The following is a 22,214-nucleotide window of genomic DNA, read 5'->3' on the forward strand; positions in this document are numbered from 1 at the left end:
TCGTGGGCGCCCGCGAGGACGACGGCGGCGCGGCGCGGCTGACGCGGGAGCGCGGCGTCGAGCGAGGCGATGTCCTGCTCCGAGGGGCGCCGGTCGACGGGCAGCCGGACGGGCTTGGTCTCGTCGCCCATGGGCCTGAAGACGAGACCGGTCTCGAAGAGCGCGAGGTCGTGGCTGCCGCGGCCGTCGTTGCGGCGCAGCGCTCCGAGGAGACCCGGCAGCAGCGTGGTGCGCAGCGAGGGCTCCCCGTCGGAGAGCGGGTTGACGAGCTTCACCGTGCGGCGGCGGGCGTCGTCCGCCTCCAGGCCGAGCTGGTCGAGGACCGCCTCGCCGATGAACGGGTAGTTCAGCGCCTCGACGTAACCGGCGCCCGCGAGCGCGCGGCCGACGCGGCGGTGCAGCCGCTGGCGGTCGGTGAGGCCGCGGCCGGAGGGCGGGGTCGGCAGCGTGGAGGGCAGGTTCTCGTAGCCCTCCAGGCGGATGACCTCTTCGGCCAGGTCGTTCGGCTCGGTGAGGTCGGGACGCCAGGACGGCGTGGTGACCAGGAGCTCGTCCTGCCCGTAGACGTCGCAGCCGACCTCCTGGAGGCGGCGGACGACGATCTCGCGGCCGTAGGCGACGCCGGCGACCTTGTCGGGGTGGTCGGCCGGCATGGCGATGGTGCGGGGCGCGGACGGGGCGCTGACCTCGGTGACGCCCGCCTCGGCGGTGCCGCCGGCCAGGAGGACCAGGAGGTCGACGGTGCGCTGGGCGGCAGCGGCGGCGGCCTGCGGGTCGACACCGCGCTCGAAGCGCTTGGACGCCTCGGAGGGCAGCTTGTGGCGGCGCGCGGTGCGGGCGATCGAGATCGCGTCGAAGTGCGCGGCCTCGATGACGACCTCGGCGGTGTGCGCGCCCTCGGCGGCGTCGGCGATCTCCGTGTCGGCGCCGCCCATGACGCCCGCGAGGCCGATGGGGCCGCGGTTGTCGGTGATGACGAGGTCGCCGGAGTCCAGGACGCGGACCGCGCCGTCGAGCGTGGTGAGCTTCTCGCCCTGCTCGGCACGGCGGACCCCGATCGGGCCGTCGATCCGGGTCCGGTCGTAGGCGTGCAGCGGCTGGCCGAGTTCGAGCATCACGTAGTTGGTGACGTCGACGGCGAGCGAGATCGGCCGCATACCCGCCTTCTGCAGCCGGCGCTGCATCCAGATCGGGGTGCGGGCCTCGGGCTGGAGTCCGGTGACGGTGCGCGCGGTGAAGCGGGAGCAGCCGATCGGGTCGGAGACCTTGACCGGGTAGCCGTACGCGTTGGGCGCGGGTACGTCGAGGAGCGCCGGGTCGCGCAGCGGAAGGCCGTAGGCGATGGCGGTCTCGCGGGCGACGCCGCGCATGGACAGGCAGTAGCCGCGGTCGGGCGTGACGGCGATGTCCAGGACCTCGTCGCGGAGCTCCAGGAGCTCGATCGCGTCGGTGCCGGCCTCGTACTCGGGCGGGAGCACGATGATGCCGTGGGTGCCGTCGTCGCCCATGCCGAGCTCGTCGGCGGAGCAGATCATGCCGTGCGAGGTCCTGCCGTACGTCTTGCGGGCGGCGATCGCGAAGTCGCCGGGGAGCACGGCGCCGGGCAGGACCACGACCACCTTGTCGCCGACGGCGAAGTTACGGGCACCGCAGACGATCTCCTGCGGCTCGCCGGTGCCGTTGGCGGTGCCGACGTCGACCGTGCAGAAGCGGATGGGCTTCTTGAAGCCCTCCAGCTCCTCGATGGTCAGCACCTGCCCGACGACCAGCGGGCCGGTGAGGCCGGCGCCGGTCTGCTCGACCGTCTCGACCTCCAGGCCGACGGCGACCAGCTTGGCCTGCACGTCACGGCCGGTCTCGGTGGCCGGCAGGTCGACGTACTCCCGCAGCCAGGAAAGCGGGACGCGCATCAGATCTCCATCCCGAAGGGCCGGGTGAACCGGACGTCACCTTCGACCATGTCTCGCATGTCTTCGACGTTGTGGCGGAACATCAGCATCCGTTCGATGCCGAACCCGAAGGCGAATCCGCTGTACTTCTGGGGGTCGACGCCGCAGGCGGTGAGCACCTTGGGGTTGACCATGCCGCAGCCGCCGAGCTCGATCCAGCCCTCGCTGCCGCAGGTGCGGCAGGGGCGGTCCGGGTTGCCGACGGAGGCGCCGCGGCAGACGTAGCAGACCATGTCCATCTCGGCGGACGGCTCGGTGAACGGGAAGAAGTTCGGCCGCAGCCGGGTCTTCATGTCCGGGCCGAAGAGCGCCTGGACCATGTGGTCGAGGGTGCCCTTCAGGTCGGCCATGGTGAGGCCCTCGTCCACGGCGAGCAGCTCGATCTGGTGGAAGACCGGGGTGTGCGTGGCGTCGAGCTCGTCGGTGCGGTAGACGCGGCCGGGGCAGACGACGTAGACCGGGGGCTCGCGGTCGAGCAGGGTGCGGGCCTGGACCGGGGAGGTGTGCGTACGCAGCACGACACCGGACTCGTCGTTCTTCGCGCCGTCGGGGCCCTGGACGAAGAAGGTGTCCTGCATCTGCCGGGCCGGGTGGTCGGGCACGAAGTTGAGGGCGTCGAAGTTGAACCACTCGGCCTCGGCCTCGGGGCCCTCGGCGATCTCGTAGCCCATGGCCACGAAGACGTCGGCGACGCGCTCCATGAAGGTCGTCAGCGGGTGGCGGGCGCCGGCCGGGCTGCGGTCGTAGGGGAGGGTGACGTCCACCGCCTCCTCGACCAGGACGCGGGCGTCACGCTCGGCCTCCAGCTCCGTCTGGCGAGCCGCGAGGGCGCGGCCCACGGCGGCGCGGGCCTGGCCGACGCGCTTGCCGGCCTCGGCCTTGGCCTGCGGGGGCAGTGCGCCGATCTCGCGGTTGGCGAGCGACAGGGGCGAGGTGCCACCGGTGTGCGCGGTCTTCGCCTGGGCGAGCGCGTCGAGGTCGCCCGCGGCGGCGAAGGCGGCGAGCGCCTCGTCCCGGATGCGCTCGATCTCTTCCGGTTTCAGTGCCTCGACCTCGACTGGGTCGTACGACTTGTTCGGTGCCGACATCTCTTCCCGTACTTCCGATTGGCTGAGTGCTGCGCTTACCGGGGGGATACTCCCGGACCCCCGTGACCTCGCTCGAAGACCGGAGGACGCAAAGGTGCCAAGGGTCGAGTCTAAGGGTCTCGGGGCGGGTGGGGCGCCCGTGGGCCGCTCGGGGCCTTAACTCAGGTAGGCCGGCGTGCTCACGGGCAGCATAAATCGGAACTCCGCGCCGCCTCCGGGGCCGCGGCCGACCGTGATGGTGCCGCCGTGGGCCTCGACGATGCCCTTGACGATGTAGAGGCCCAGGCCCGTGCCGCCGCGCTTGCTGCCCCGCCAGAAGCGGGTGAAGACGCGGCTCATCGACTCCTCGGGGATGCCGGGACCTTCGTCGCTCACGGTGACGGCCGCTCCCTTCTCGTCGCTCTTCGCCGGTGCGGGTGCCACGTCGATGGTGACAGTTCCCTCGCCGTGCCGCACCGCGTTTTCCAGCAGGTTGCCGAGCACCTGGTCGACCTTGTCCGGGTCGGCCCACACCGCGGGCAGCGGCTGGCAGGTGCGGACGAGGAAACGGCCGGGGTCCTGGCCCGCCGCGGTGTGCGCCTGCACGTGGCGCTCGACGGCGGCGGAGAGGTCGACGGGCTGGCGGCGCAGCTCCAGGCGGCCGGAGTCGATCCGGGAGATGTCCAGGAGCTCGGTGATGAGGCGGGTGACCCGGTTGGCGTCCGCGTACACCGTCTCCAGCATCAGGCGCTTCTGGTCGTCGGTGAACCGCTCCCACTTGGCCAGGAGCGTCGCCGTGAAGCCCTTGACCGAGGTCAGCGGCGAGCGCAGTTCGTGGGCGACGGTCGCGATGAGTTCGGCGTCGCTGCGCTCGGTGCGGCGGCGGGCCTCGGTGCCGCGCAGGCTGACCACCAGGCGGCGGACCGGTCCGGTGGGGGTCTCACGCACATAGCGGGCGGAGACCAGGACCTCGCGCCCGCCGGGCAGCAGGAGGTTGCGCTCGGGCTGGCCGGTCCGGGTGGCGAGGCCGCCGTAGGGGTCGGTCAGCTCCCACCAGCGGCGGCCCTTGAGGTCTTCGAGCGGCAGCACCTGCTCCAGCGGACGGCCGAGGGCGGCGGTCGCGGGCACGGCCGTGATGCGGACGGCGGCGGCGTTGAAGCAGATGATCCGGCCGGTCCCGTCGGCGACGGCGAGCCCGTCGGGGAGGTCGTCGGGGTCCAGCCCGAGGGCGCCCACCAGGGCGTCCACGACGGCGGGGTCCTGCGGTCCGCCGTCGCCGCGCACGACGGCCGCGTGTGCCGCGCGCGGCCCGCTCATGCCGACAGCCATTCCCGTACCCCACTCTCGAACCGGTGCAGTGGGCCCCCGAGTGCGTCACCCTACTAGTCGTCGGTGACGGAGCGACACCCTGTGGCGGCTCTCCGTCGAAGTGGAGGGCGCGGAGGGGGCTCAGCCAGTGGTGCGGCGGGGGCGCTGGGCGCGCGCGGAGGCGTAGAGGCAGACGGCGGCGGCGGTGGCGAGGTTCAGGCTCTCCGCCTTGCCGTGGATCGGCACCCGCACCACGGCGTCGGCCAGGGCGCGGGTCTCCTCCGGCAGGCCCCACGCCTCGTTGCCGAAGACCCAGGCGGTGGGTCCGCCCATCGTGCCCGCGTCCAGCTCGTCGTCGAGGTCGTCCGAGCCGGCCCCGTCGGCGGCCAGGATGCGGACGCCCGCCTCGCGCAGCCCGCGTACGGCCTGTTCGACCGGGACGCCCACGGCGACCGGCAGGTGGAAGAGCGAACCGACCGAGGCACGCACGGATTTGGGGTTGTACAGGTCGACGGAGGCGTCGGTCAGGACCACCGCGTCGGCGCCCGCCGCGTCGGCGCAGCGCAGGACCGTGCCGGCGTTGCCGGGGTCGCGGACGTGGGCCAGGACGGCGACCAGCTTGGGCCGGGCCGCGAGGATCGCGTCGAAGGGCGAGTCGAGGAAGCGGCAGACCCCGATGAGGCCCTGCGGGGTCACGGTCTGGGAGACGTCGGCGAGGACGTCCGGACCGGCGAGGTGGACGCGGGCGCCGGCCGCGTGGGCGGCGTCGATGATGGCGGCGTAGCGTTCGGCGGCCTCGACGGTGGCGAAGAGTTCGACCAGGGTCGGTTCGCCGTCGTCGCCCCGGTGCTCGGCGGCCTCGCGCACGGCCTGCGGCCCCTCGGCGATGAACCTGCGCTCCTTGCCGCGGAAGTTGCGCCTGGCCAGCCGCCGGGCAGCGGCGACCCGCGGCGAACGCGGGGAGATCAGTTCAGGGATGCCCATGATCGACGGCGAGCCTCTCTGCGTTACGAAAAGGTCCTGGTGGCACAACGCACCGGACCCGCAGACGGCGGGCGCCTGCGGGTCCGGCTCGAGAGCCAAGAAGTACGGCCTGGGTCAGGCGGCCTTCGGGGCGTTGACGTCGCTCGGGAGGGCCTTCTGGGCGACCTCGACGAGGGCGGCGAACGCGTTGGCGTCGTTGACCGCGAGCTCGGCCAGGATCTTGCGGTCCACCTCGATGTTGGCGGCCTTCAGCCCCTGGATGAGGCGGTTGTACGTCATGCCGTTCTGGCGGGCGGCCGCGTTGATGCGCTGGATCCAGAGCTGACGGAAGTCGCCCTTGCGCTTCTTGCGGTCGTTGTAGTTGTAGACCAGGGAGTGGGTGACCTGCTCCTTGGCCTTGCGGTACAGGCGCGACCGCTGACCGCGGTAACCGCTGGCCTGCTCGAGGATCGCCCGGCGCTTCTTGTGGGCGTTGACTGCCCGCTTGACGCGTGCCACTTGTTAACTCCTTGTAGCGGGGCCGTGGTCGTACTCACACGGCCCGGAAACGAATTGGTCCCGGTCGGATCGAGGGCGCGTCCCCGGACTCACCGGGGACGACGGCCTCACTTGCCGAGAAGCTTCTTGATCTTCTTGGCGTCGGCCGGAGCCACGACGACCGTGCCGGTCAGCGAGCGGGTCTTCTTGGACGACTTGTGCTCGAGCAGGTGGCGCTTGCCGGCCCTCTCGCGGAGCACCTTGCCGGAGCCGGTGATCTTGAAGCGCTTGCTGGCACCGCTGTGCGTCTTGTTCTTCGGCATCGCGCCGTTCTCTCCTCGTCAGTGGCGCCCCTCTCGGTGCGGGCACCGGACTGCAGGGGCGTCAGATCTTGATGGGGGTTCCGGGGGGACCCGGGGGTGCCTGGATGGCACCCCCCGCGGTCACGCCTCGGAAGGTGTCTCGGTCTCGGCCTCGGCCTCGGGCGCCGCCTCGGCCGGAGCCTCGGGGGCCTGGTCCGCGGGCGCGGCGTCGGGGGTGTTGGTCCCCTGGCGCTCCGCCTTGCGGGCGGCCTGGGCCTCGCGGGCCTCGGCCATGGCTTCGGTCTTCTTCTTGTGCGGGCCCAGAACCATGATCATGTTCCGGCCGTCCTGCTTCGGGTTGGACTCGATGAAGCCGAGTTCCTCCACGTCCGAAGCGAGACGCTGGAGCAGTCGGAAGCCCAGCTCGGGGCGGGACTGCTCACGACCGCGGAACATGATCGTGATCTTGACCTTGTCGCCCTGCTTGAGGAACCGGACGACGTGACCCTTCTTGGTGTCATAGTCGTGCGGGTCGATCTTCGGCCGGAGCTTCATCTCCTTGATGACCGTGTGCGCCTGGTTCTTGCGCGCTTCACGGGCCTTCATGGCCGACTCGTACTTGAACTTCCCGTAGTCCATGAGCTTGCACACGGGCGGACGGGCGGTTGCCGCCACCTCGACCAGGTCGAGGTCGTACTCCTGTGCGAGTTCCAGGGCCTTGGCAAGCGGCACGATTCCGACCTGCTCGCCACTGGGACCGACAAGTCGCACCTCGGGCACGCGAATCCGGTCGTTGATGCGGGGCTCGGCGCTGATGGATCCTCCTCGGTAGCACCACGCGACCGCCTGGCGGACAGCCACGTAACGTCTGTTTCAGACGGACCAACCGCATCGGAGCAAGAAAAATGCCCCGGACGGGACACAGGCGGGGCTCCTGGAAAACCGGAACACCGCCACGGTGAACCGCGGGGCGCATCGGGCGGTTCCATCGTCCGTACGGAACGATGGGGACCGCCTGACCGGTGACCCGCCGCCCAGAGGGCGGTCAGGTGGGAGAACGGAGCCTCCACTTGTGGGCCGGGCACATAGCTGTCCGGCCGGTCGTTACACAAGGTTAGCAGTTCGGCCGGGCGTGCACCAACCGGCCGTCTCACCGGCTCCCGCAGACGGGGGGCCGCCGCCGTGGGCCTATCGTAAGGCGCATGAGTGACGCGACCCCCAGCAGTGATTCCCCCGGCTTCGACGAGATGGCCCGCGACATCGCGGAGGTGCCCGCCGTCGAGGTGATCGTGACGGTCGCCGTCAACCTGATGAGCGCCGCCGCCGTGAAGCTCGGCCTGACCGAGGACGGCGACGCGCACAAGGACCTGGACGAGGCCCGCAAGCTGGTGCACGCGCTGGCCGGCCTGCTGGACGCCAGCACCACCGAGATCAGCTCCTTCCACGCCGCCCCGCTGCGCGACGGCCTGAAATCCCTCCAGCTGGCCTTCCGCGAGGCGTCGCTCGTCCCGGACGAGCCGGGTCAGGGCCCGGGCGAGAAGTACACCGGCCCGGTCTTCGGCTGAGCGTCGGCCTTCCCCCTTTCCTTCCGTACGTGAGTGAGCCCCCGCCGGTCCTTCCGGCGGGGGCTCACTCACGTACGGGCAACGCGGGTCAGACCTCCGCGGCCGTCTCCCCGCCGCGCAGGGAGGGGTGCGTCAGCCGGTGGGCGAGCGCCGCGAGGATGCCGCCGGCCAGCGGCGCCACGATGAACAGCCACAGCTGGGAGAGGGCCGCGCCGCCCGCGAACAGGGCGGGGCCGAGGCTCCGGGCCGGGTTGACCGAGGTGCCGGTGAGCGGGATGCCGACCAGGTGGATCACCGCGAGGGAGATGCCGATGGGCAGCCCGTCGAAGCCGACGACCGCCACCTTGTGCGTCACCGCGAGGACCACGAAGACCAGCAGGAAGGTGAGCACCACCTCGGCGAGGAAGGCGCCGCCGATGCCGATGTGCACGTCGGAGCGGTCACCGTAGCCGTTGCTCCCGAAGTGCCCGCTCGTCTTCAGCCCCGGCACCTGCTTGGCCAGCAGGAACAGCAGCGCCGCGCCGGCGATGCCGCCGAGGAACTGCGCGATCCAGTACGTCACCGCCGTGCGCACGTCGATCCGCCGGGCGGTCAGCATGCCGAGCGTGACCGCCGGGTTGATGTGGCAGCCGGAGATCGGACCGAGGGCGTAGGCGAGGGCGAGGAGCACGAAACCGAAGGAGAGGGCGATGCCCACGATCCCGATGAACTCGGTGCACAGCACCGCCGACCCGACGCCGAAGAAGACCAGCAGCAGGGTGCCGAGGAACTCCGACACGGCTGTCCGCGTCTGCATACAACCACCTCGCGAAGATCGTCTCGTTTCTTCGCAATTCTCCGGCCGCGTGCGGCTTCGCGCGCGCTGAACCGTACGGGCGGTCAGCGCGTGAACAGGGGCTCACCCGGTGTGCGCGCCCCGGCCGGGAGCAGCGCGAGGTCCAGGCCCCGGACCAGCCGGGCGCGCAGCACCTCGTCGGCCGCCAGCGCGCGGGCGACCCGGCCCGCCGTCTGGGCCGGGTCGGCGTCCGCCGCCAGGACCAGGGCGAGGGTGCCGTCGGCGCTTCCGGGGCCGAGATGCGCGCGGAGCACGGCGGGCTCGGCGGCGACCGCCGCGCGGACGGCGGCGGTGACCGCGGGGTCGTCCAGCGGGTCCGCGCTGGCACGGCCCTCGGCCAGGGCGCGCAGGGCGGCCCCGGTCAGCTCGAACGCCACCGGCCCGGCGAGGTCGAGCACCACCGTGTCGGCCTTCTCGTGCGCGGCGGCCTGGAGCGCCTGGTGCAGGGGTACGGCGACGGGGCGGGCCTGCGGATCCCACCGGGCCAGCGACGCGGTGGAGGTGAAGGCGGGCAGGGCGCGACGGTCCCCGGCCTGGAGGGTGGGCACGGCCATGTCACTGGTCTTCTCGCGCCGCAGCCCCCGCTCGTCCTCCTCCACCTCGCCGAGGACGGCCACCACGGGGACCAGGAGCCGGGCCCTCTTCAGGGCTTCGAGGACCGGCGCGACGGCCGCGTGGTCCTCGGCCCAGGCGGCGAGCGCCGAGGCCAGGGCGGGGTCGGCGGTGCCGTCGTCGTCGGAGTAACCGGGGTCCGGGATGTTCTTCTGCGCCACAGGGCGAGCGTAGTGCCTGGCCGGCGGGGCCCGGTCAGCGGTTCCGGGTGGAGGACGGGGAGCGCCCGCGCCACAGCAGCGCGCCCGCCGCCAGCAGGAGCACGCCGAGGCCGCCGGCCGCCGGGGCGAGCCATCCGGCCGGTCCGCCGTCCTCGGGCTCGGGCGCGGGCCCGGCGCCGAAGTACCGCTTGCGGTAGCCGGCCGGGGCGGAGTCGCCGCGCGCGTCGGCGGAGCGGAGGCCGTCGCCCGCCTCGATGGCCGCGGCCGGGTCGACGATCCCGTGGCCGCGTGCGTCGTCGCGGCCGCCGGCGGGGGCGTCGCGCGCGGTGTCGGTGAGCAGCTTCCTGATCTGCGTGGGCGTGAGTCCGGGGTGCGCGGACTTCACCAGGGCCACCGCGCCGGAGACGAACGCGGCGGCGGCGGACGTGCCCCATTCCACGTAGTACTTCTGGTCGGGCGCCGGTACGACGATGTCGTCGCCGGGGGCGCTCACGGTGGCGTACCAGCGGCGGGTGGAGAACGAGGCGTGGGTGCCGTACCGGTCCACGGCCGCGGCGGCGATCACCCCGGGGTAGGCGGCGGGGTACGAGACGTGGTCGCCCTTCTCGCCCCCGTTGCCGGCCGAGGCGACGACGACGGCGCCCTTCTTCAGCGCGTACCGGACGGCGGCGTCCTCGCCGGGCTCGGGGTGCGCGGACTCGCTGTCGTCGCCGAGGGAGAGGTTGATGACGTCGGCTCCGTGGTCGGCGGCCCAGCGGATGCCGTCGGCGAGCGCCGTGCCCCGCGTCCTGCGGGCCTCGGCACGGTCCGGGTCGCTCGCTTCGAGGATGACGCGGACCGGGAGGATCTTCGCCTCGGGCGCGATGCCCAGGACGCCGTCGGCCCGTCCGCTGCCGTGGCCCCGGCCCGCGATGATCCCGGCCATGGCGGTGCCGTGCCTGGCCCATGCCTTGTCGCCGCGCCCGGCTCCGAAGCCGATGAGGTCCTTGCCGGGCAGGACCTGGCCCGCGAGGTCCGGCAGACTGCCGTCGACCCCGGTGTCGACCACGGCGACGGTGACGCCCTTGCCGCGCGTGGTCTCCCAGGCCCGGTCGGTGTGCAGGGCGGCCAGGCCCCACTGCTGGGCCCGGATGGTGTCGGCCCCGGCGGGAGGCGCGGGGAGCAGGACGAGGGCGGTGGCCGCGCAGAGGACGCCCAGGGTGTGTTTCATCGCGGCCGCTCCGTGAGGCCGGCGACGTGGGTGCGCAGCGCGCGTTCGACGCCGTCGGACAGGCCCTTGGCCTCGTGGCCGAGTCCGGCCTGCGCGGCGGGGGTCGTGGCGCCGTTGGCCATGGCCCGGTCGGCGGGCTGCGGCGGGGTGCTCACGCGTCCGTCGGCGAACCCCGACACGGCGAAGGCGACCACGGGGATCTCGGTCAGCACGTGGACCGACCAGCTGGCGCGCTGCCGGGCCCCGAACGAGGCGGCCGGGCTGTCCTTCACGGGGTAGGTGCGGGGCAGCAGGTCGGTGCGGCGGTCGAGGTGCTGGTCGGCGAACCGGGCGCCGAGGGCCCGCATGGCGTCGGCGTCGGCGTCGGCGAACACGAACCCGACCGTCGTGACGCTGCTGGCGGTCGCGTCGGTGTACGTGGCGCGCAGGACGTGGGCGCAGCCGACCGTACGCAGCGTCTTGGCGAGCAGCGGGTCGAGCGCGTCGGCGCAGCCGCTTTCGGGCGCGACGGCGAGCCTCGTCCAGACCCGGTCGGCGCCGCCGGGCCCGGCGCCGTCGCCCTTCAGGGTGCGCGGGAAGAGGGTGTTCACGGGGATGCTGTGCCAGGCCTCCCGGCCCACGGTGTACGCGCTGCGGGCGGCGGGATCGTCGTCGGAGCCGCCGGTGAGCCGGCTTCCGACGGCGGCCCCGGCGATCAGCCCGAGCCCGAGGACGCCGCAGACACCGGCGGCCACGGCCCGGCGGGGGCGAGCCGGCGCCTCGGGGGGCGGCCGGTCGGCGGGGGACGGTGCGGGGTCGTACGCCGGTGCGGCGGGGTGGGGCGGGGTCGTCGGGCGGGGTGGGACGGGGGCGCGCCGTGCTTCGGTGCTCATCCGCCCCCCTGGTCCGTTCCGTACCGCGCGTCCCCCCGCCCGCGGGCGGGGCCCCGTGCGCCGCGTGGGCGTCACTCTACGGGCTGCGGAGACCCGGGGGGGGAGCGTGCGGCCCGCGCACCGGCGGATCTGCACGGATCATCCCCCTACCCAGCGGTAGAACCGTCTGGCAAGCTGCGGCCATGACTGCCCGAGCCACTGACCGGGCCCGTTACGACCGGGCCACCGCCCATCTCGACGCTCCCGTCGCCGTCGTGGATCTGGAGGCGTTCGACACCAACGCGGACGATCTCGTACGCCGGGCGGCGGGCAAGCCGGTCCGGGTGGCGAGCAAATCGGTGCGCTGCCGGGCCCTGCTGGAGCGGGTGCTGGCCCGGCCCGGGTTCGCCGGGATCATGTCGTTCACGCTCGCGGAGTCGCTGTGGCTGGCCCGGGCCGGCTTCGACGACGTGCTGCTGGCGTATCCCTCCGCCGACCGCCCGGCGTACGCGGAGCTGGCCGCCGACCCGAAGCTCGCCGCCGCCGTGACGGTGATGGTGGACGACCACGCCCAGCTGGACCTGATCGACGCGGCACGGGCGGGCGCCTCCCAGGAGTTCCGGGTCTGCCTGGAGCTGGACACCTCGCTGCGGATGCTCGGCGGCCGGGTCCGGATCGGGGCCCTGCGTTCGCCGCTGCGCTCCCCCGCCCAGCTGGCCGACCTGGCCAGGTCCGTGGTCCGGCGCCCCGGTTTCCGGCTGGTCGGGCTGATGGCGTACGAGGGGCACATCGCGGGCGTCGGGGACGCGGTGGCGGGGCGTCCGCTGCGGTCCCGGGCGATCCGGCTGATGCAGGCCACGGCCCGTAAGGAGCTGGCTGCCCGGCGGGCCGAGGTGGTGCGGGCGGTCCGGGCCGTCGCGCCGGACCTGGAGTTCGTGAACGGCGGCGGCACGGGCAGCGTGCAGCACACGGCGGCGGAGGAAGCGGTGACGGAGATCGCCGCCGGTTCGGGGCTGTACGTGCCGCGTCTGTTCGACAACTACACCTCGTTCACCGCCCGCCCGGCGGCCCTGTTCGCGCAGCCCGTGGTGCGGCGGCCGGGCGTGGGAGTGGTGACGGTGCTCGGGGGCGGCTATCCGGCGTCGGGCGCGGCCGGGGCGGACCGGCTGCCGGTCCCGTACCTCCCGGAAGGGCTGCGCTACGACCCGCAGGAGGGCCCGGGCGAGGTGCAGACCCCGCTGCTGGGCGCCCCGGCCGACGATCTGCTGATCGGTGACAAGGTGTGGTTCCGGCACGCGAAGGCCGGTGAGCTGTGCGAGCGGTTCGACGCGCTGCACCTGATCGAGGGCGACCGGGTGACGGCGACGGTTCCGACGTACCGGGGTGAGGGCCGTACGTTCCTCTAGGGCGCGTGCTCGACGGCGCTGCCGACGCCGCCGTCCGTAGCGTCGTCGCCGATCGGGCGGATGCCCCGCGTGAGGGGGTCCATGAGGTCCAGGGGCGGTCCGTCGGGGCCGGCGTCGAAGGCGTACCGGACGATGACGGGCGACTCGCTGCCGGTGGGTGAGGGGAAGGCGAGGGACTGCACGTAGCCGCCGGGGCCGTGGGCGGTGGTGACCTTCCAGCGGATGCGGTAGCCGGTGCGGCCGGCCACGGTGACCTCGCCGGCGGCGGTCTGCCGGTGGCCGGTGCTGCCGCCGTGGGTGCGCCGGCCGACGATGTCCTGGTCGTAGGCGCGGTCGGCGGCCTCGGTGATGTCCTCCTCGGCGAGGGCTTCGAGGGTGGTGGCGTCGGTGCCGCCGGGGCTCCGGGTGGTGACGGTGCCGGGATAGCAGTACGCGGAGGACGCGCCGGGGCATTCGTACGACTTCTCGGTGCGCATCCGTGAGGAGCTGGCCGGAGGTGCGCTCCGGCCGCTCCCAGCCGTCCGGGATGGGCAGCGTGATGCCGTTGAGCTGGTCGGTGAGCACGTCGGCGTCCTCGTGCACGGGTGTGCGCGGTCCACGCCGTCCCGTCCCACCAGCGCTCGGTGCCGGGCGCGGAGGTGTCCGGGTACCAGCCGGGCGGCGTCGGGTAGCTCATCGCTCCACTCCGGAGAGCGGTCTACAGCGGTGTGACATAGGCGCCGGAGATGCCGCCGTCCACCAGGAAGTCGGTGGCGTTGACGAACGAGGAGTCGTCGCTCGCCAGGAAGGCGACGGCGGCCGCGATCTCGGTGGCCTCGGCGAACCGGCCGAGCGGGATGTGCACCAGCCGCCGGGCCGCCCGCTCCGGGTCCTTGGCGAACAGCTCCCGGAGCAGCGGGGTGTTGACCGGTCCCGGGCAGAGCGCGTTGACGCGGATGCCCTCGCGGGCGAACTGGACGCCCAGTTCGCGGGTCATGGCCAGCACCCCGCCCTTGGACGCGGTGTACGAGATCTGCGAGGTGGCCGCGCCCATCCGGGCCACGAAGGAGGCGGTGTTGATGATGGAGCCCCGGCGCCGGCGGCGCATGTAGGGCAGGGCGGCCTTGCAGCACAGGTAGACGGAGGTGAGGTTGACGTCCTGGACGCGCTGCCACGCCTCCAGCCCCGTGGTGAGGATGGAGTCGTCCTCGGGCGGTGAGATGCCCGCGTTGTTGAAGGCGATGTCGACCGATCCGTAGGTGTCGTCGGCCGTGCGGAACAGCTCGTCGACCTGTCCGGGGTCGGTCACGTCGACGCGTACGAAGGTGCCGCCGACCGCTTCGGCCGCCGCCTCGCCGGCCTTCGCGTCGATGTCGCCGCAGACGACGTGCGCCCCCTCGGACGCGAGCCGGTGGGCGGTGGCCAGGCCGATGCCGCTGCCGGCGCCGGTGATGACGGCGGTGCGGCCGACGAGGCGGCGGCAGATGATCTCGGGGTCCGTGGTCATGGGCGTTTCATGCCTCCGTGCTCAGGAAGACGTTCTTGGTCTCGGTGAAGGCGGTGAGTGCGTCGGGCCCCAGCTCGCGCCCGACGCCGGACTGCTTGAACCCGCCGAACGGGGTCCAGTAGCGCACCGCCGCATGCGAGTTGACGGAGAGGTTGCCCGCCCGGACGGCCCGGGACACGCGCAGGGCGCGCCCCACGTCGCGGGTCCAGAGCGAGCCGGCGAGCCCGTAGTCGGTGGCGTTGGCGAGGCGTACGGCGTCCGCCTCGTCCTCGAAGGGCAGCACGACGGCGACGGGCCCGAACACCTCCTCGGTCGCGACGGGCGCGTCCGCCGGGACGTCGGTGAGCACGGTCGGCGGGAACCAGAAGCCGGGCCCCTCGGGCGCGCTCCCCCGGATCGCGGCGGCGCCCTCGGGGACGTATCCGCGTACGCGGGCGAGCTGGGTACGGGAGATGAGCGGGCCCATCCGCGTCCTCTCGTCGGCGGGGTCGCCGACGGTGTACGCGGCGACGGCCGGGGCGAGGTGCTCCAGGAACCGGTCGTACGCGGAGCGCTGGACGAGGATGCGGGTGCGGGCGCAGCAGTCCTGGCCGGCGTTGTCCAGGAAGGAGTCGGGGGCGGCGGCCGCGGCGGCCTCGATGTCGGCGTCGGCGAAGACGATGCTGGGGCTCTTGCCGCCGAGTTCGAGGGTGACCCGCTTGAGGCGGTCGGCGCACTTGGCCATGATCCGCTTGCCGGTGCGGGTGGAGCCGGTGAACACGATCTTGGCGACGTCCGGGTGTTCGACCAGGGCGTTGCCGGCCTCGTCCCCCGCACCGGGCAGGACCTGGAAGAGGTGTGCGGGCAGGCCCGCCTCCAGGGCGGTCTCCGCGAGACGGAGGGCGGTGAGCGGGGTGGTCTCGGCGGGTTTCAGGATCACCGCGTTGCCGGCGGCGAGGGCGGGGGCGGTGCCCCAGGCGGCGATGGGCATCGGGAAGTTCCAGGGGGCGATGACGCCGACGACGCCCAGGGGTTCGAGGATCGTGAGGTCGATGCCGCCGGGGACGGGGATCTGCCGGCCGCTGAGCCGTTCCACACCGCCGGCCGCGTAGTCGAGCAGGTCGCGGACGTTGCCCGCTTCCCAGCGGGCGTTGGAGATGGTGTGGCCGGCCTCGCGGACCTCCAGCCGGGCCAGCTCCTCGGTGCGGGCGTCGACGGCGGCGGCGAACCGGCGCAGCAGCCGGGCCCGGTCGGCGGGGGCGAGCGCGGCCCAGGTGCGCTGGGCTGCGGTGGCGCGGACGACGGCGGTGCGGACGTCCTGGGCGGAGGTGGCGGGGACGGTGGCGACGACCTCTTCGGTCGCCGGGTTCAGGACGTGGTGCTCGTGGATCACGGGGTCCTCACAGCGGTCGCGGCCTCGCGGGCGTCGTGGTCACAGGCGTTCGAAGGAGCGGCGCAGTTCCCAGTCGGTCACCGCCGCGTCGAAGGCGTCGAGTTCGACGCGGGCCATGGTGCGGTAGTGCGCGACGACGTCCTCGCCGAACGCCTCGCGGGCGATCCCGCTCTCCTCCCAGAGGGCGGCGGCCTCGCGCAGGGTGGCCGGGACGTGGTCGTAGTCGGCGGTGTAGGCGTTGCCCCCGCAGGGTTCGGGGAGTGCGAGCTCGTGCTCGATGCCGTACAGGCCGGCGGCGACAAGTCCGGCGACGGCGAGGTACGGGTTGACGTCGCCGCCGGGGAGCCGGTTCTCGAAGCGCAGCGAGGCGCCGTGGCCGACGACGCGCAGGGCGCAGGTGCGGTTGTCGTGGCCCCAGGCGACGGCGGTCGGGGCGAAGGAGCCGGGGCGCAGCCGCTTGTACGAGTTGATGTTCGGCGCGAAGAGGAGGGAGAGGTCGCGCAGGGCGGCGAGCTGGCCGGCCAGGAAGTGCCGCATCACGGGCGACATCTCCCCGTCCTCAGCCGCCATGACGGAGCGTCCGGGGTCGGTGGTGGAGCGCAGCGAGAGGTGGATGTGGCAGGAGTTGCCCTCGCGTTCGTTGAACTTGGCCATGAAGGTGAGCGCCATGCCCTCCTGGGCGGCGATCTCCTTGGCTCCGGTCTTGTAGACGGCGTGCTGGTCGCAGGTGACCAGGGCCTCGTCGTAGCGGAACACGATCTCGTGCTGGCCCGGGTTGCACTCGCCCTTGGCCGACTCGACGGCCAGGCCCGCGCCCGCCATCTCGTTGCGGATGCGGCGCAGCAGGGGCTCGACGCGACCGGTCCCGAGGACGGAGTAGTCGACGTTGTACTGGTTGGCGGGGGTCAGCTCGCGGTAGCCCCGGTCCCACGCCTGCTCGTAGGTGTCCTTGAAGACGATGAACTCCAGCTCGGTGCCGACGTGGGCGGTGTAGCCGTGTTCGGCGAGGCGTTCGAGCTGGCGGCGCAGGATCTGCCGGGGCGCGGCGGTGACGGGCGTGCCGTCGGCCCAGGCGAGGTCGGCGAGGACCAGGGCGGTGCCCTCGTGCCACGGCACCCGGCGCAGGGTGGTGAGGTCGGGGCGCATGGCGAAGTCGCCGTAGCCGTTGTCCCAGGAGGACATGGCGTAGCCGTCGACGGTGTTCATGTCGGTGTCGACGGCGAGGAGGTAGGCACAGCCCTCGGTGCCGTGGCGGACGACCTCGTCCAGGAAGAAGGGGGCGGCGAAGCGCTTGCCCTGGAGCCGTCCCTGCATGTCGGGGAAGGCCAGGACGACGGTGTCGATCTCCCCGCCGTGCACGAGGCGGCGCAGGTCTCCGAGGGCGAGCGGGGCGGTGCGGTCGGACACGGACGGGTCCTCTCCTCGCGGGCCGGGCAGGCCCGTACAAATCTATGGTGAGGGCGGGTGTTGTGGGTACGGTGCCGGAGTGTTCCGCGCGCCGTACGAGGGAGAGCACCGGTGAGCCGTCCGCTGGTCGGGATCAGCACGTACCTCGTGGAGTCGGCGCGCTGGGGCGTATGGGACCTGCCGGCGGCGCTGGTGCCGGCAGGGTACGCCCGGATGGTGCGGGAGGCGGGCGGCCTGGCGGTGCTGCTGCCGCCGGACGCGCCGGAGTCCGCCGCGGAGACCGTGGCCCGGCTGGACGCGGTCGTGGTGGCGGGCGGTCCCGATGTGGACCCGGCGCGGTACGGCGCCGGGCGTGACCCGCGCACCGGGCCGCCCGCGCCGGAGCGCGACGTCTGGGAGACGGCGCTGATCGGGGCGGCGCTGGAGTCGGGGACGCCGCTGCTCGGGGTGTGCCGGGGGATGCAGCTGCTGAACGTGGTGTGCGGGGGCACCCTGACCCAGCATCTGGACGGCCACGGCGGCCCGGGCGGGGCGACGGGCGTGTTCGGCTCGCACCGGGTGTCGCCGGTCCCGGGCACCCGGTACGCGTCGCTGGCTCCCGCCCCGTGCGTTGTCCCGGCCTACCACCACCAGGCCGTGGACCGCATCGGCACCGGCCTGGTGGCGTCGGCGCACGCGGCGGACGGCACCGTGGAGGCGGTCGAACTCCCCGGGGACCACTGGGTCCTGGGAGTGCAGTGGCATCCGGAGATGGGCGAGGACTTCCGCGTGGTGCGGGGCCTGGTGGCAGCGGTGCGGGCTCAGAACCGCTGACGCAGCCAGGTCAGGGCGGCGGTGCCCTGGGCCGCCTGGAAGGCCCGGAGCGTCGGCAGGCCGGGCGGGTCGGGGCGCAGCGCGTGCTCCGCGAAGTACCCGGCGACGGCGGCGAGTACGGCGGTGACGGCGTCGGGGTCGGCGTCCCGGCCGAGCGGGTGGGCGGTGAACAGGGTCTCCGGGTCCGGACCGCGCCCGCCGGAGGCGTAACCCTGCGCCGCCACGCACGGGAGCATCACCAGCAGGTCGAACCAGGGCGCGGCGCGCACCGCGTGCGGCCAGTCCACGAAGACGGTCCGGTCCCCGGTGAGCAGGATGTTGTCGGCACGCAGGTCGCTGTGGGCGAGGGTGTCCCCGGCGGCGGCCTCGGGCCAGCCGGCCTCCAGCTCCGCGAGCGCGGCGAGGTGCCCGGCGGCCCAGGGGTCGAGGCGGGCGTCGCCCCCGGCGGCGTGCAGGGTGCGCCAGCCGTCGAACAGCGAGGACTTGCCCCAGGCGGCCGAGGCCACCTCGGCCGGGGCCGGGGTGAGGACGCGGGAGAGGTCGCCGACGGCCGTCAGGACCCGGTCCAGCTCGTCGCGGTCCCAGGGCACCCGGGGCTGGCGGCCGTCGATGTCCTCCAGCACGAGGGCGACGCAGCTGCCGTCGTCGTACGAGCCGAGCAGCCGGGGCACGGGCGCGTCCGCCGGCAGCGACGCCGTGACGCGGGCCTCGGCGCGGTGCATGTCCGGGCTGTCCGGGTTCACCTCGGCGCTCACCGCCTTGACGAAGGCCCGGCCGCCGTTCGCGAGCCGGACCCGGGCGGCGACTCCGGGCGAGAAGCCGCCGCTCTGGCTGCGGGCCTCGGTGACCGGTGCGCCGAGGATGTCCTCGACGGCTCCGCGTACGGCGGCGGGCAGGCCGGACCAGGGGTGGCGGACGCCCTGCGCGGGCGGCGCGGTGGTGGTCATCGGTGCGTCTCCCTCGTGTCCGTCCAGGTCAGAGGCGTGGGCCCGCCGGGTTCGCCGTACCCCAGGGAGCGGTACAGGCCCTCGGCCTCGGGGGTCGCGGTCAGATTGATCCGGGAGCACCCGGCCTCGACCAGGTGGTCGTGGACGGCCCGGAAGGTCAGGCGGGCGTAGCCCTTCCGCCGGTGGTCCGGGTCGGTGGCGACCGAGGCGATGTGCCCGACGTACGGGGCACGGCCCGGCCGGGGCAGGGACCAGGTGCACTGGCCCACCGCGCTGGACAGCAGCCGGTCGCCCGCGTCGATCACATAGGCGACGAAGCGCGGGTCGGCGGCGAGCCGTTCGCGGAAGTACGCCTCGCACACCGGGGCCCAGTCGGGCTCCGGCACGAGGCCCATGGAGGCGAACATGACCAGGCGCAGCCGGGTGACCTCGGCGGCGTCGTCCGCGTCGGCGCGTCTCAGGTGCGGCGGTGTGCTCATGGGGCGTCCTTTCGGTGGGGTGCCGTGCCCCGCAAGGGTGTCGTGACCGGGCCGGCGGCGTCGCCCCGTTTTTCAGGGCCGGCCCTGTCGGACCAGGTGTCCGACGCCGACGCCGGACACCGCCTAGGCCGCGCCCCCGGACGGGCCCGACCGGGTCAGCGCGAGCAGGTCGCGGGCCGGGCCCGTGGGGCGGTGGCCCGAGGGCCAGACCGCGCGCAGCTGGCGGCGCAGCCGGGCGCCGGCGATGGGGACCTTGACCAGGCGGCGGGCGGACAGCTCCTCGCCGAGCGCGAGCTCGCTCAGGACGCAGGGACCGGCGCCGCTCTCCGCCGCGCCCTTGACGGCGGTGGTCGAGGAGAGTTCGAGGAGCGGCGGGGCCAGCGGGCCGTGGACGGCGAGCGCGGCGTCCAGGACCTGGCGGGTGCCGGAGCCGTGCTCGCGCAGGATCAGCGGGGTCGCGGCCAGCTCGCCCGGGGTCAGCGGGGTGCGGCGGCGGGCCCACGGGTGGGCGGGGGCGACCACGACGACGAGGCGGTCGTGGGCGATGACCGTGCCGTCGAGCCCTTCCGGGACGGACAGGCCCTCCACGAAGCCCAGGTCCGCCTCGCCGCGCAGCAGCCGCTCGGCGACCACCGCGGAGTTCCCGGCGAGCAGCGAGACGGCGGTGCCGGGGCGTTCGGCGCGCAGGGCGATGAGCCAGCCGGGGAGCAGGTACTCGGCGATGGTCATGGAGGCGGCGACCCGCAACCGGGAGTCGCGCCGGTCGCGCAGCGCCTGGGCGCCCGCGTCGAACGCCTCGGCGGCCTCCACGACCCGGCGCGCCCAGTCGGTGACCAGGGCGCCCGCGTCGGTGAGCCGGGAGCCCCGGGGCGAGCGGTCGAGGAGGGTGAGGCCGAGCTGCCGTTCCATGGAGCGGACGCGGCTGCTGGCGGCGGGCTGGGTGACGCCGACGTCGCGGGCGGCCCGGCCGAGGCTGCCGTGCCGGGCGACGGCGAGGAGCAGTTCCAGCGCGCCCAGGTTGGGCACCCGGTGGGACAGGGGGGTCTGCGGTTCGCTGGACATAAGTCCACTTTATGACCTCATAGGGCAGTGCTCCCTGGTGGGGCCCGGGCCCGGCCGGGGAGAATCGTGGCATGGCCACCTATCTGCGGACCCGCACGTTCTCCCCGTACTCCGGCGCCGGCCGGCGGCCCGCGCTGCGGCACTTCGGCCCCAACTGGTACGCGACGGTCATGGGCACCGCGATCGTCGCGAGCGCCGGTGCCGCGCTGCCCGTGCCCCTCCCCGGGCTGCGGGGCGCCTGCACGGCGGTGTGGGTGGTCTCGGCGCTGCTGCTCGCCGCCGTGCTCGCCGCCCGCGCCGGGCACTGGGCGGCCCACCGCGACCAGGCGCGCGCCCATCTCGCGGACCAGGCCGTCGCGCCGTTCTACGGCTGCCTGTCGATGGCGCTGCTGGCCGTCGGGGGCTCCGGCATGGCCGTGGGCAAGGACCTCATCGGGCACCGGGCGGCGCTCGCGCTGGACGTGGTCCTGTACACGGCGGGCACGGTGACCGGTCTGGTGGCGGCCGTGGCGGTCCCGTACCTCATGATCACGCGCCACCGGCCGGAGCCGGGCACCGCGTCCCCGGTGTGGCTGCTGCCGGTGGTGGCGCCGATGGTGTCGGCCGCGCTGGGCCCCCTGCTCGTGGCGGAGCTGCCCCCGGGGCAGGGGCGCGAGGCGCTGCTGCTGGGCTGCTACGCGATGTTCGGGCTGAGCCTGCTGGCGACGGTGGTCATGCTCCCGCTGGTCTTCGGCCGGCTGGTGCACGGGGGCCCGCTGCCGCTCGCGCTGACGCCCACCCTGTTCCTGGTGCTCGGTCCGCTGGGCCAGTCGACGACCGCGGTCAACGCGCTGGCCGATGTGGCGCCGGGTGTGGTCGAGGGCCCGTACGCCTCGGCGCTGCGGGCCTTCGGGGTGCTGTACGGGGTGCCGGTGATGGGCTTCGCCCTGATGTGGCTGGCCCTGGCCGTGGCGCTGGTGGTGCGGGCGGTACGGGGCGGGATGACGTTCTCGATGACCTGGTGGGGCTTCACGTTCCCCGTCGGCACCTGTGTGACGGGCGCGGCGGGTCTGGCCCGGCACACCGGCCTGACCGCGTTCACCTGGCTGGCCGTCGCGCTGTACGTGCTGCTGGTGTCGGCGTGGGCGGTGGCGGGGGTGCGCACGGTGCGCGGGCTGCTCAGCGGGGCGCTGCTCGCGGCGCCGCAGCGGCCCGCCCCGGTGGCGCCCCGTACGGCCTGAGCACCCTTCCGCCGGCCCCCCGGACGCTCAGCGCCGGGGGTCGGACGTCGCGTCGATGTGTTCGGCGACCGCGACGCACAGCAGCCGGGTGCCGGGGAGGGTGGCCCGCCAGCGGTGGCGGACCCCGCCGGACAGGAAGAGGGTGTCGCCCTGGACCAGCCGGTAGGCCCGGCCCTCGGCCTCCACTTCGGCGGCGCCCTCGGCGACGTACATGATCTCGTCGTTGCGGTGCTGGAACTCGCGCCCGAGGTCGAGCTCCCCGGTGAACTCCAGGGCGCTGAGCTGGTGGCGTCCGCGGACCACCCGGTGCACCCCGTCCTCGTGGGCTGCGCGCACGACGTCGACCGCGCGCGCCGAGTCGGCGGCGGCGCGCAGCCGGGCCGTGGTGGTCTCCAGCGCTTCCGCGACCCGGTCGAGCGACCGGGCGCTGGGTCTGGCGCGCTCGTTCTCGATCTGGCTGAGGAACGGCACGGAAAGGCCGCTGCGCGAGGCTACGGCGGCCAGGGTCAGTCCCAGGGATCTGCGCTGTCGGCGGACGGCTGCGCCCACCCGGAGTGTTTCCTTCTCGTCCATGTCCGGCTCCCTCCCGAGTCGCCATCCTTCCGGTTGTGGGCCGGTCGCGCACACCGTTACGCCAGGACGGTCCGGAAAGTGAGCACCTGGGAACGCCGGAAGGGGTGGGTCGCGCCGTCGGCGCGACC

At 73.9% G+C, this 22,214-nt stretch carries 22 protein-coding genes and 1 pseudogene; 4 read left to right on the forward strand and 19 right to left on the reverse strand.

The genetic code is table 11. From position 1 onward, the window contains the following. The 7 genes from pheT to infC all read right to left on the reverse strand — a co-directional run. Positions 1 to 1,910, reverse strand: a 1,910-nt coding sequence (gene pheT, locus ACN6LM_RS32510; protein ID WP_445068995.1) for a phenylalanine--tRNA ligase subunit beta, incomplete at its 3' end; no start/stop codon positions are given. Continuing rightward, the gene (gene pheS / locus ACN6LM_RS32515) at positions 1,910 to 3,037 is read right to left on the reverse strand and encodes a phenylalanine--tRNA ligase subunit alpha (protein ID WP_445068996.1); all 1,128 of its coding nucleotides are present in this window, start codon (positions 3,035 to 3,037) and stop codon (positions 1,910 to 1,912) included. The genes pheS and pheT, both read right to left, overlap by 1 nt. Positions 3,038 to 3,193: 156 nt before the next feature. Then, positions 3,194 to 4,345, reverse strand: a complete 1,152-nt coding sequence (locus ACN6LM_RS32520) for an ATP-binding protein (RefSeq protein WP_445068997.1) — start codon at positions 4,343 to 4,345, stop codon at positions 3,194 to 3,196. A 120-nt stretch (positions 4,346 to 4,465) separates the two neighbouring features. Next, entirely contained in the window at positions 4,466 to 5,308 is an 843-nt protein-coding gene (locus ACN6LM_RS32525) for a TrmH family RNA methyltransferase (protein WP_425817836.1), read from the reverse strand. 114 nt (positions 5,309 to 5,422) lie between these two features. After that, positions 5,423 to 5,806 carry a 50S ribosomal protein L20 gene (gene rplT, locus ACN6LM_RS32530; RefSeq protein WP_018103794.1) on the reverse strand — a complete coding sequence of 128 codons (384 nt, stop codon included), beginning with the start codon at positions 5,804 to 5,806 and terminating at the stop codon, positions 5,423 to 5,425. A 107-nt stretch (positions 5,807 to 5,913) separates the two neighbouring features. Beyond that, entirely contained in the window at positions 5,914 to 6,108 is a 195-nt protein-coding gene (gene rpmI, locus ACN6LM_RS32535; protein ID WP_003970213.1) for a 50S ribosomal protein L35, read from the reverse strand. Between the two features lie 120 nt (positions 6,109 to 6,228). Continuing rightward, complete coding sequence (gene infC / locus ACN6LM_RS32540) at positions 6,229 to 6,948, reverse strand: translation initiation factor IF-3 (protein WP_445068998.1); 720 nt, start codon at positions 6,946 to 6,948, stop codon at positions 6,229 to 6,231. 341 nt (positions 6,949 to 7,289) lie between these two features. Between infC and ACN6LM_RS32545 the strand changes: the two genes are divergently transcribed. Next, a complete protein-coding gene (locus ACN6LM_RS32545) occupies positions 7,290 to 7,652 on the forward strand; it encodes a DUF1844 domain-containing protein (RefSeq protein WP_073967877.1) in 363 nt (120 codons plus the stop codon). Between the two features lie 88 nt (positions 7,653 to 7,740). Here ACN6LM_RS32545 and ACN6LM_RS32550 read toward each other — a convergent pair whose 3' ends face one another. From ACN6LM_RS32550 to ACN6LM_RS32565, 4 genes are all read right to left on the reverse strand, one after another. Further along, positions 7,741 to 8,448, reverse strand: a complete 708-nt coding sequence (locus ACN6LM_RS32550) for an MIP family channel protein (protein ID WP_445068999.1) — start codon at positions 8,446 to 8,448, stop codon at positions 7,741 to 7,743. Between the two features lie 83 nt (positions 8,449 to 8,531). Continuing rightward, a complete protein-coding gene (locus ACN6LM_RS32555; RefSeq protein ID WP_445069000.1) occupies positions 8,532 to 9,260 on the reverse strand; it encodes an SseB family protein in 729 nt (242 codons plus the stop codon). Positions 9,261 to 9,294: 34 nt separating this feature from the next. Beyond that, the gene (gene mycP, locus ACN6LM_RS32560; RefSeq protein WP_445069001.1) at positions 9,295 to 10,470 is read right to left on the reverse strand and encodes a type VII secretion-associated serine protease mycosin; all 1,176 of its coding nucleotides are present in this window, start codon (positions 10,468 to 10,470) and stop codon (positions 9,295 to 9,297) included. Next, positions 10,467 to 11,204, reverse strand: a complete 738-nt coding sequence (locus tag ACN6LM_RS32565; protein ID WP_445069011.1) for a hypothetical protein — start codon at positions 11,202 to 11,204, stop codon at positions 10,467 to 10,469. Before ACN6LM_RS32565 ends, mycP begins: the two co-directional genes overlap by 4 nt. 320 nt (positions 11,205 to 11,524) lie before the next feature. Between ACN6LM_RS32565 and ACN6LM_RS32570 the strand changes: the two genes are divergently transcribed. Further along, positions 11,525 to 12,727: an amino acid deaminase/aldolase gene (locus ACN6LM_RS32570; protein ID WP_445069002.1), complete on the forward strand. Its 1,203-nt coding sequence runs from the start codon at positions 11,525 to 11,527 to the stop codon at positions 12,725 to 12,727. On the opposite strand, the pseudogene ACN6LM_RS32575 reads toward ACN6LM_RS32570, so the two are convergent. From ACN6LM_RS32575 to ACN6LM_RS32590, 4 genes and pseudogenes are all read right to left on the reverse strand, one after another. Next, positions 12,724 to 13,403 (reverse strand): annotated as a pseudogene (locus ACN6LM_RS32575) (DUF2510 domain-containing protein). The gene ACN6LM_RS32570 and the pseudogene ACN6LM_RS32575 overlap by 4 nt on opposite strands. A gap of 21 nt (positions 13,404 to 13,424) precedes the next feature. After that, on the reverse strand, positions 13,425 to 14,213 hold the full coding sequence (locus ACN6LM_RS32580) for a 3-oxoacyl-ACP reductase (RefSeq protein WP_445069003.1): 789 nt from the start codon (positions 14,211 to 14,213) through the stop codon (positions 13,425 to 13,427). A 7-nt stretch (positions 14,214 to 14,220) separates the two neighbouring features. Then, positions 14,221 to 15,585 (reverse strand): aldehyde dehydrogenase family protein, encoded by a 1,365-nt coding sequence (locus ACN6LM_RS32585; protein ID WP_445069004.1) that lies wholly within the window; start codon positions 15,583 to 15,585, stop codon positions 14,221 to 14,223. Positions 15,586 to 15,624: 39 nt separating this feature from the next. Beyond that, the gene (locus tag ACN6LM_RS32590) at positions 15,625 to 16,992 is read right to left on the reverse strand and encodes a glutamine synthetase family protein (protein WP_445069005.1); all 1,368 of its coding nucleotides are present in this window, start codon (positions 16,990 to 16,992) and stop codon (positions 15,625 to 15,627) included. Positions 16,993 to 17,103: 111 nt separating this feature from the next. Here ACN6LM_RS32590 and ACN6LM_RS32595 point away from each other — a divergent pair, with 111 nt between their 5' ends. Continuing rightward, positions 17,104 to 17,805, forward strand: coding sequence for a gamma-glutamyl-gamma-aminobutyrate hydrolase family protein (locus tag ACN6LM_RS32595; RefSeq protein WP_445069006.1), 702 nt, complete (start codon positions 17,104 to 17,106; stop codon positions 17,803 to 17,805). On the opposite strand, the gene ACN6LM_RS32600 is transcribed toward ACN6LM_RS32595, so the two are convergent. The 3 genes from ACN6LM_RS32600 to ACN6LM_RS32610 form a co-directional block, all read right to left on the reverse strand. Continuing rightward, positions 17,793 to 18,752 (reverse strand): aminoglycoside phosphotransferase family protein, encoded by a 960-nt coding sequence (locus tag ACN6LM_RS32600; RefSeq protein ID WP_445069007.1) that lies wholly within the window; start codon positions 18,750 to 18,752, stop codon positions 17,793 to 17,795. The genes ACN6LM_RS32595 and ACN6LM_RS32600 overlap by 13 nt on opposite strands. Next, positions 18,749 to 19,231 carry a GNAT family N-acetyltransferase gene (locus tag ACN6LM_RS32605; protein WP_445069008.1) on the reverse strand — a complete coding sequence of 161 codons (483 nt, stop codon included), beginning with the start codon at positions 19,229 to 19,231 and terminating at the stop codon, positions 18,749 to 18,751. Before ACN6LM_RS32605 ends, ACN6LM_RS32600 begins: the two co-directional genes overlap by 4 nt. A gap of 123 nt (positions 19,232 to 19,354) precedes the next feature. Then, on the reverse strand, positions 19,355 to 20,293 hold the full coding sequence (locus tag ACN6LM_RS32610; RefSeq protein ID WP_445069009.1) for a LysR family transcriptional regulator: 939 nt from the start codon (positions 20,291 to 20,293) through the stop codon (positions 19,355 to 19,357). 71 nt (positions 20,294 to 20,364) lie between these two features. On the opposite strand from ACN6LM_RS32610, the gene ACN6LM_RS32615 reads away from it, so the two are divergent. Then, positions 20,365 to 21,513, forward strand: a complete 1,149-nt coding sequence (locus tag ACN6LM_RS32615; protein WP_445069010.1) for a TDT family transporter — start codon at positions 20,365 to 20,367, stop codon at positions 21,511 to 21,513. 27 nt (positions 21,514 to 21,540) lie between these two features. On the opposite strand, the gene ACN6LM_RS32620 is transcribed toward ACN6LM_RS32615, so the two are convergent. Further along, positions 21,541 to 22,086, reverse strand: coding sequence for a helix-turn-helix domain-containing protein (locus ACN6LM_RS32620; protein WP_405896938.1), 546 nt, complete (start codon positions 22,084 to 22,086; stop codon positions 21,541 to 21,543). Positions 22,087 to 22,214 lie beyond the last annotated feature (128 nt).

The organism is Streptomyces sp. SAS_281, assembly GCF_052542855.1.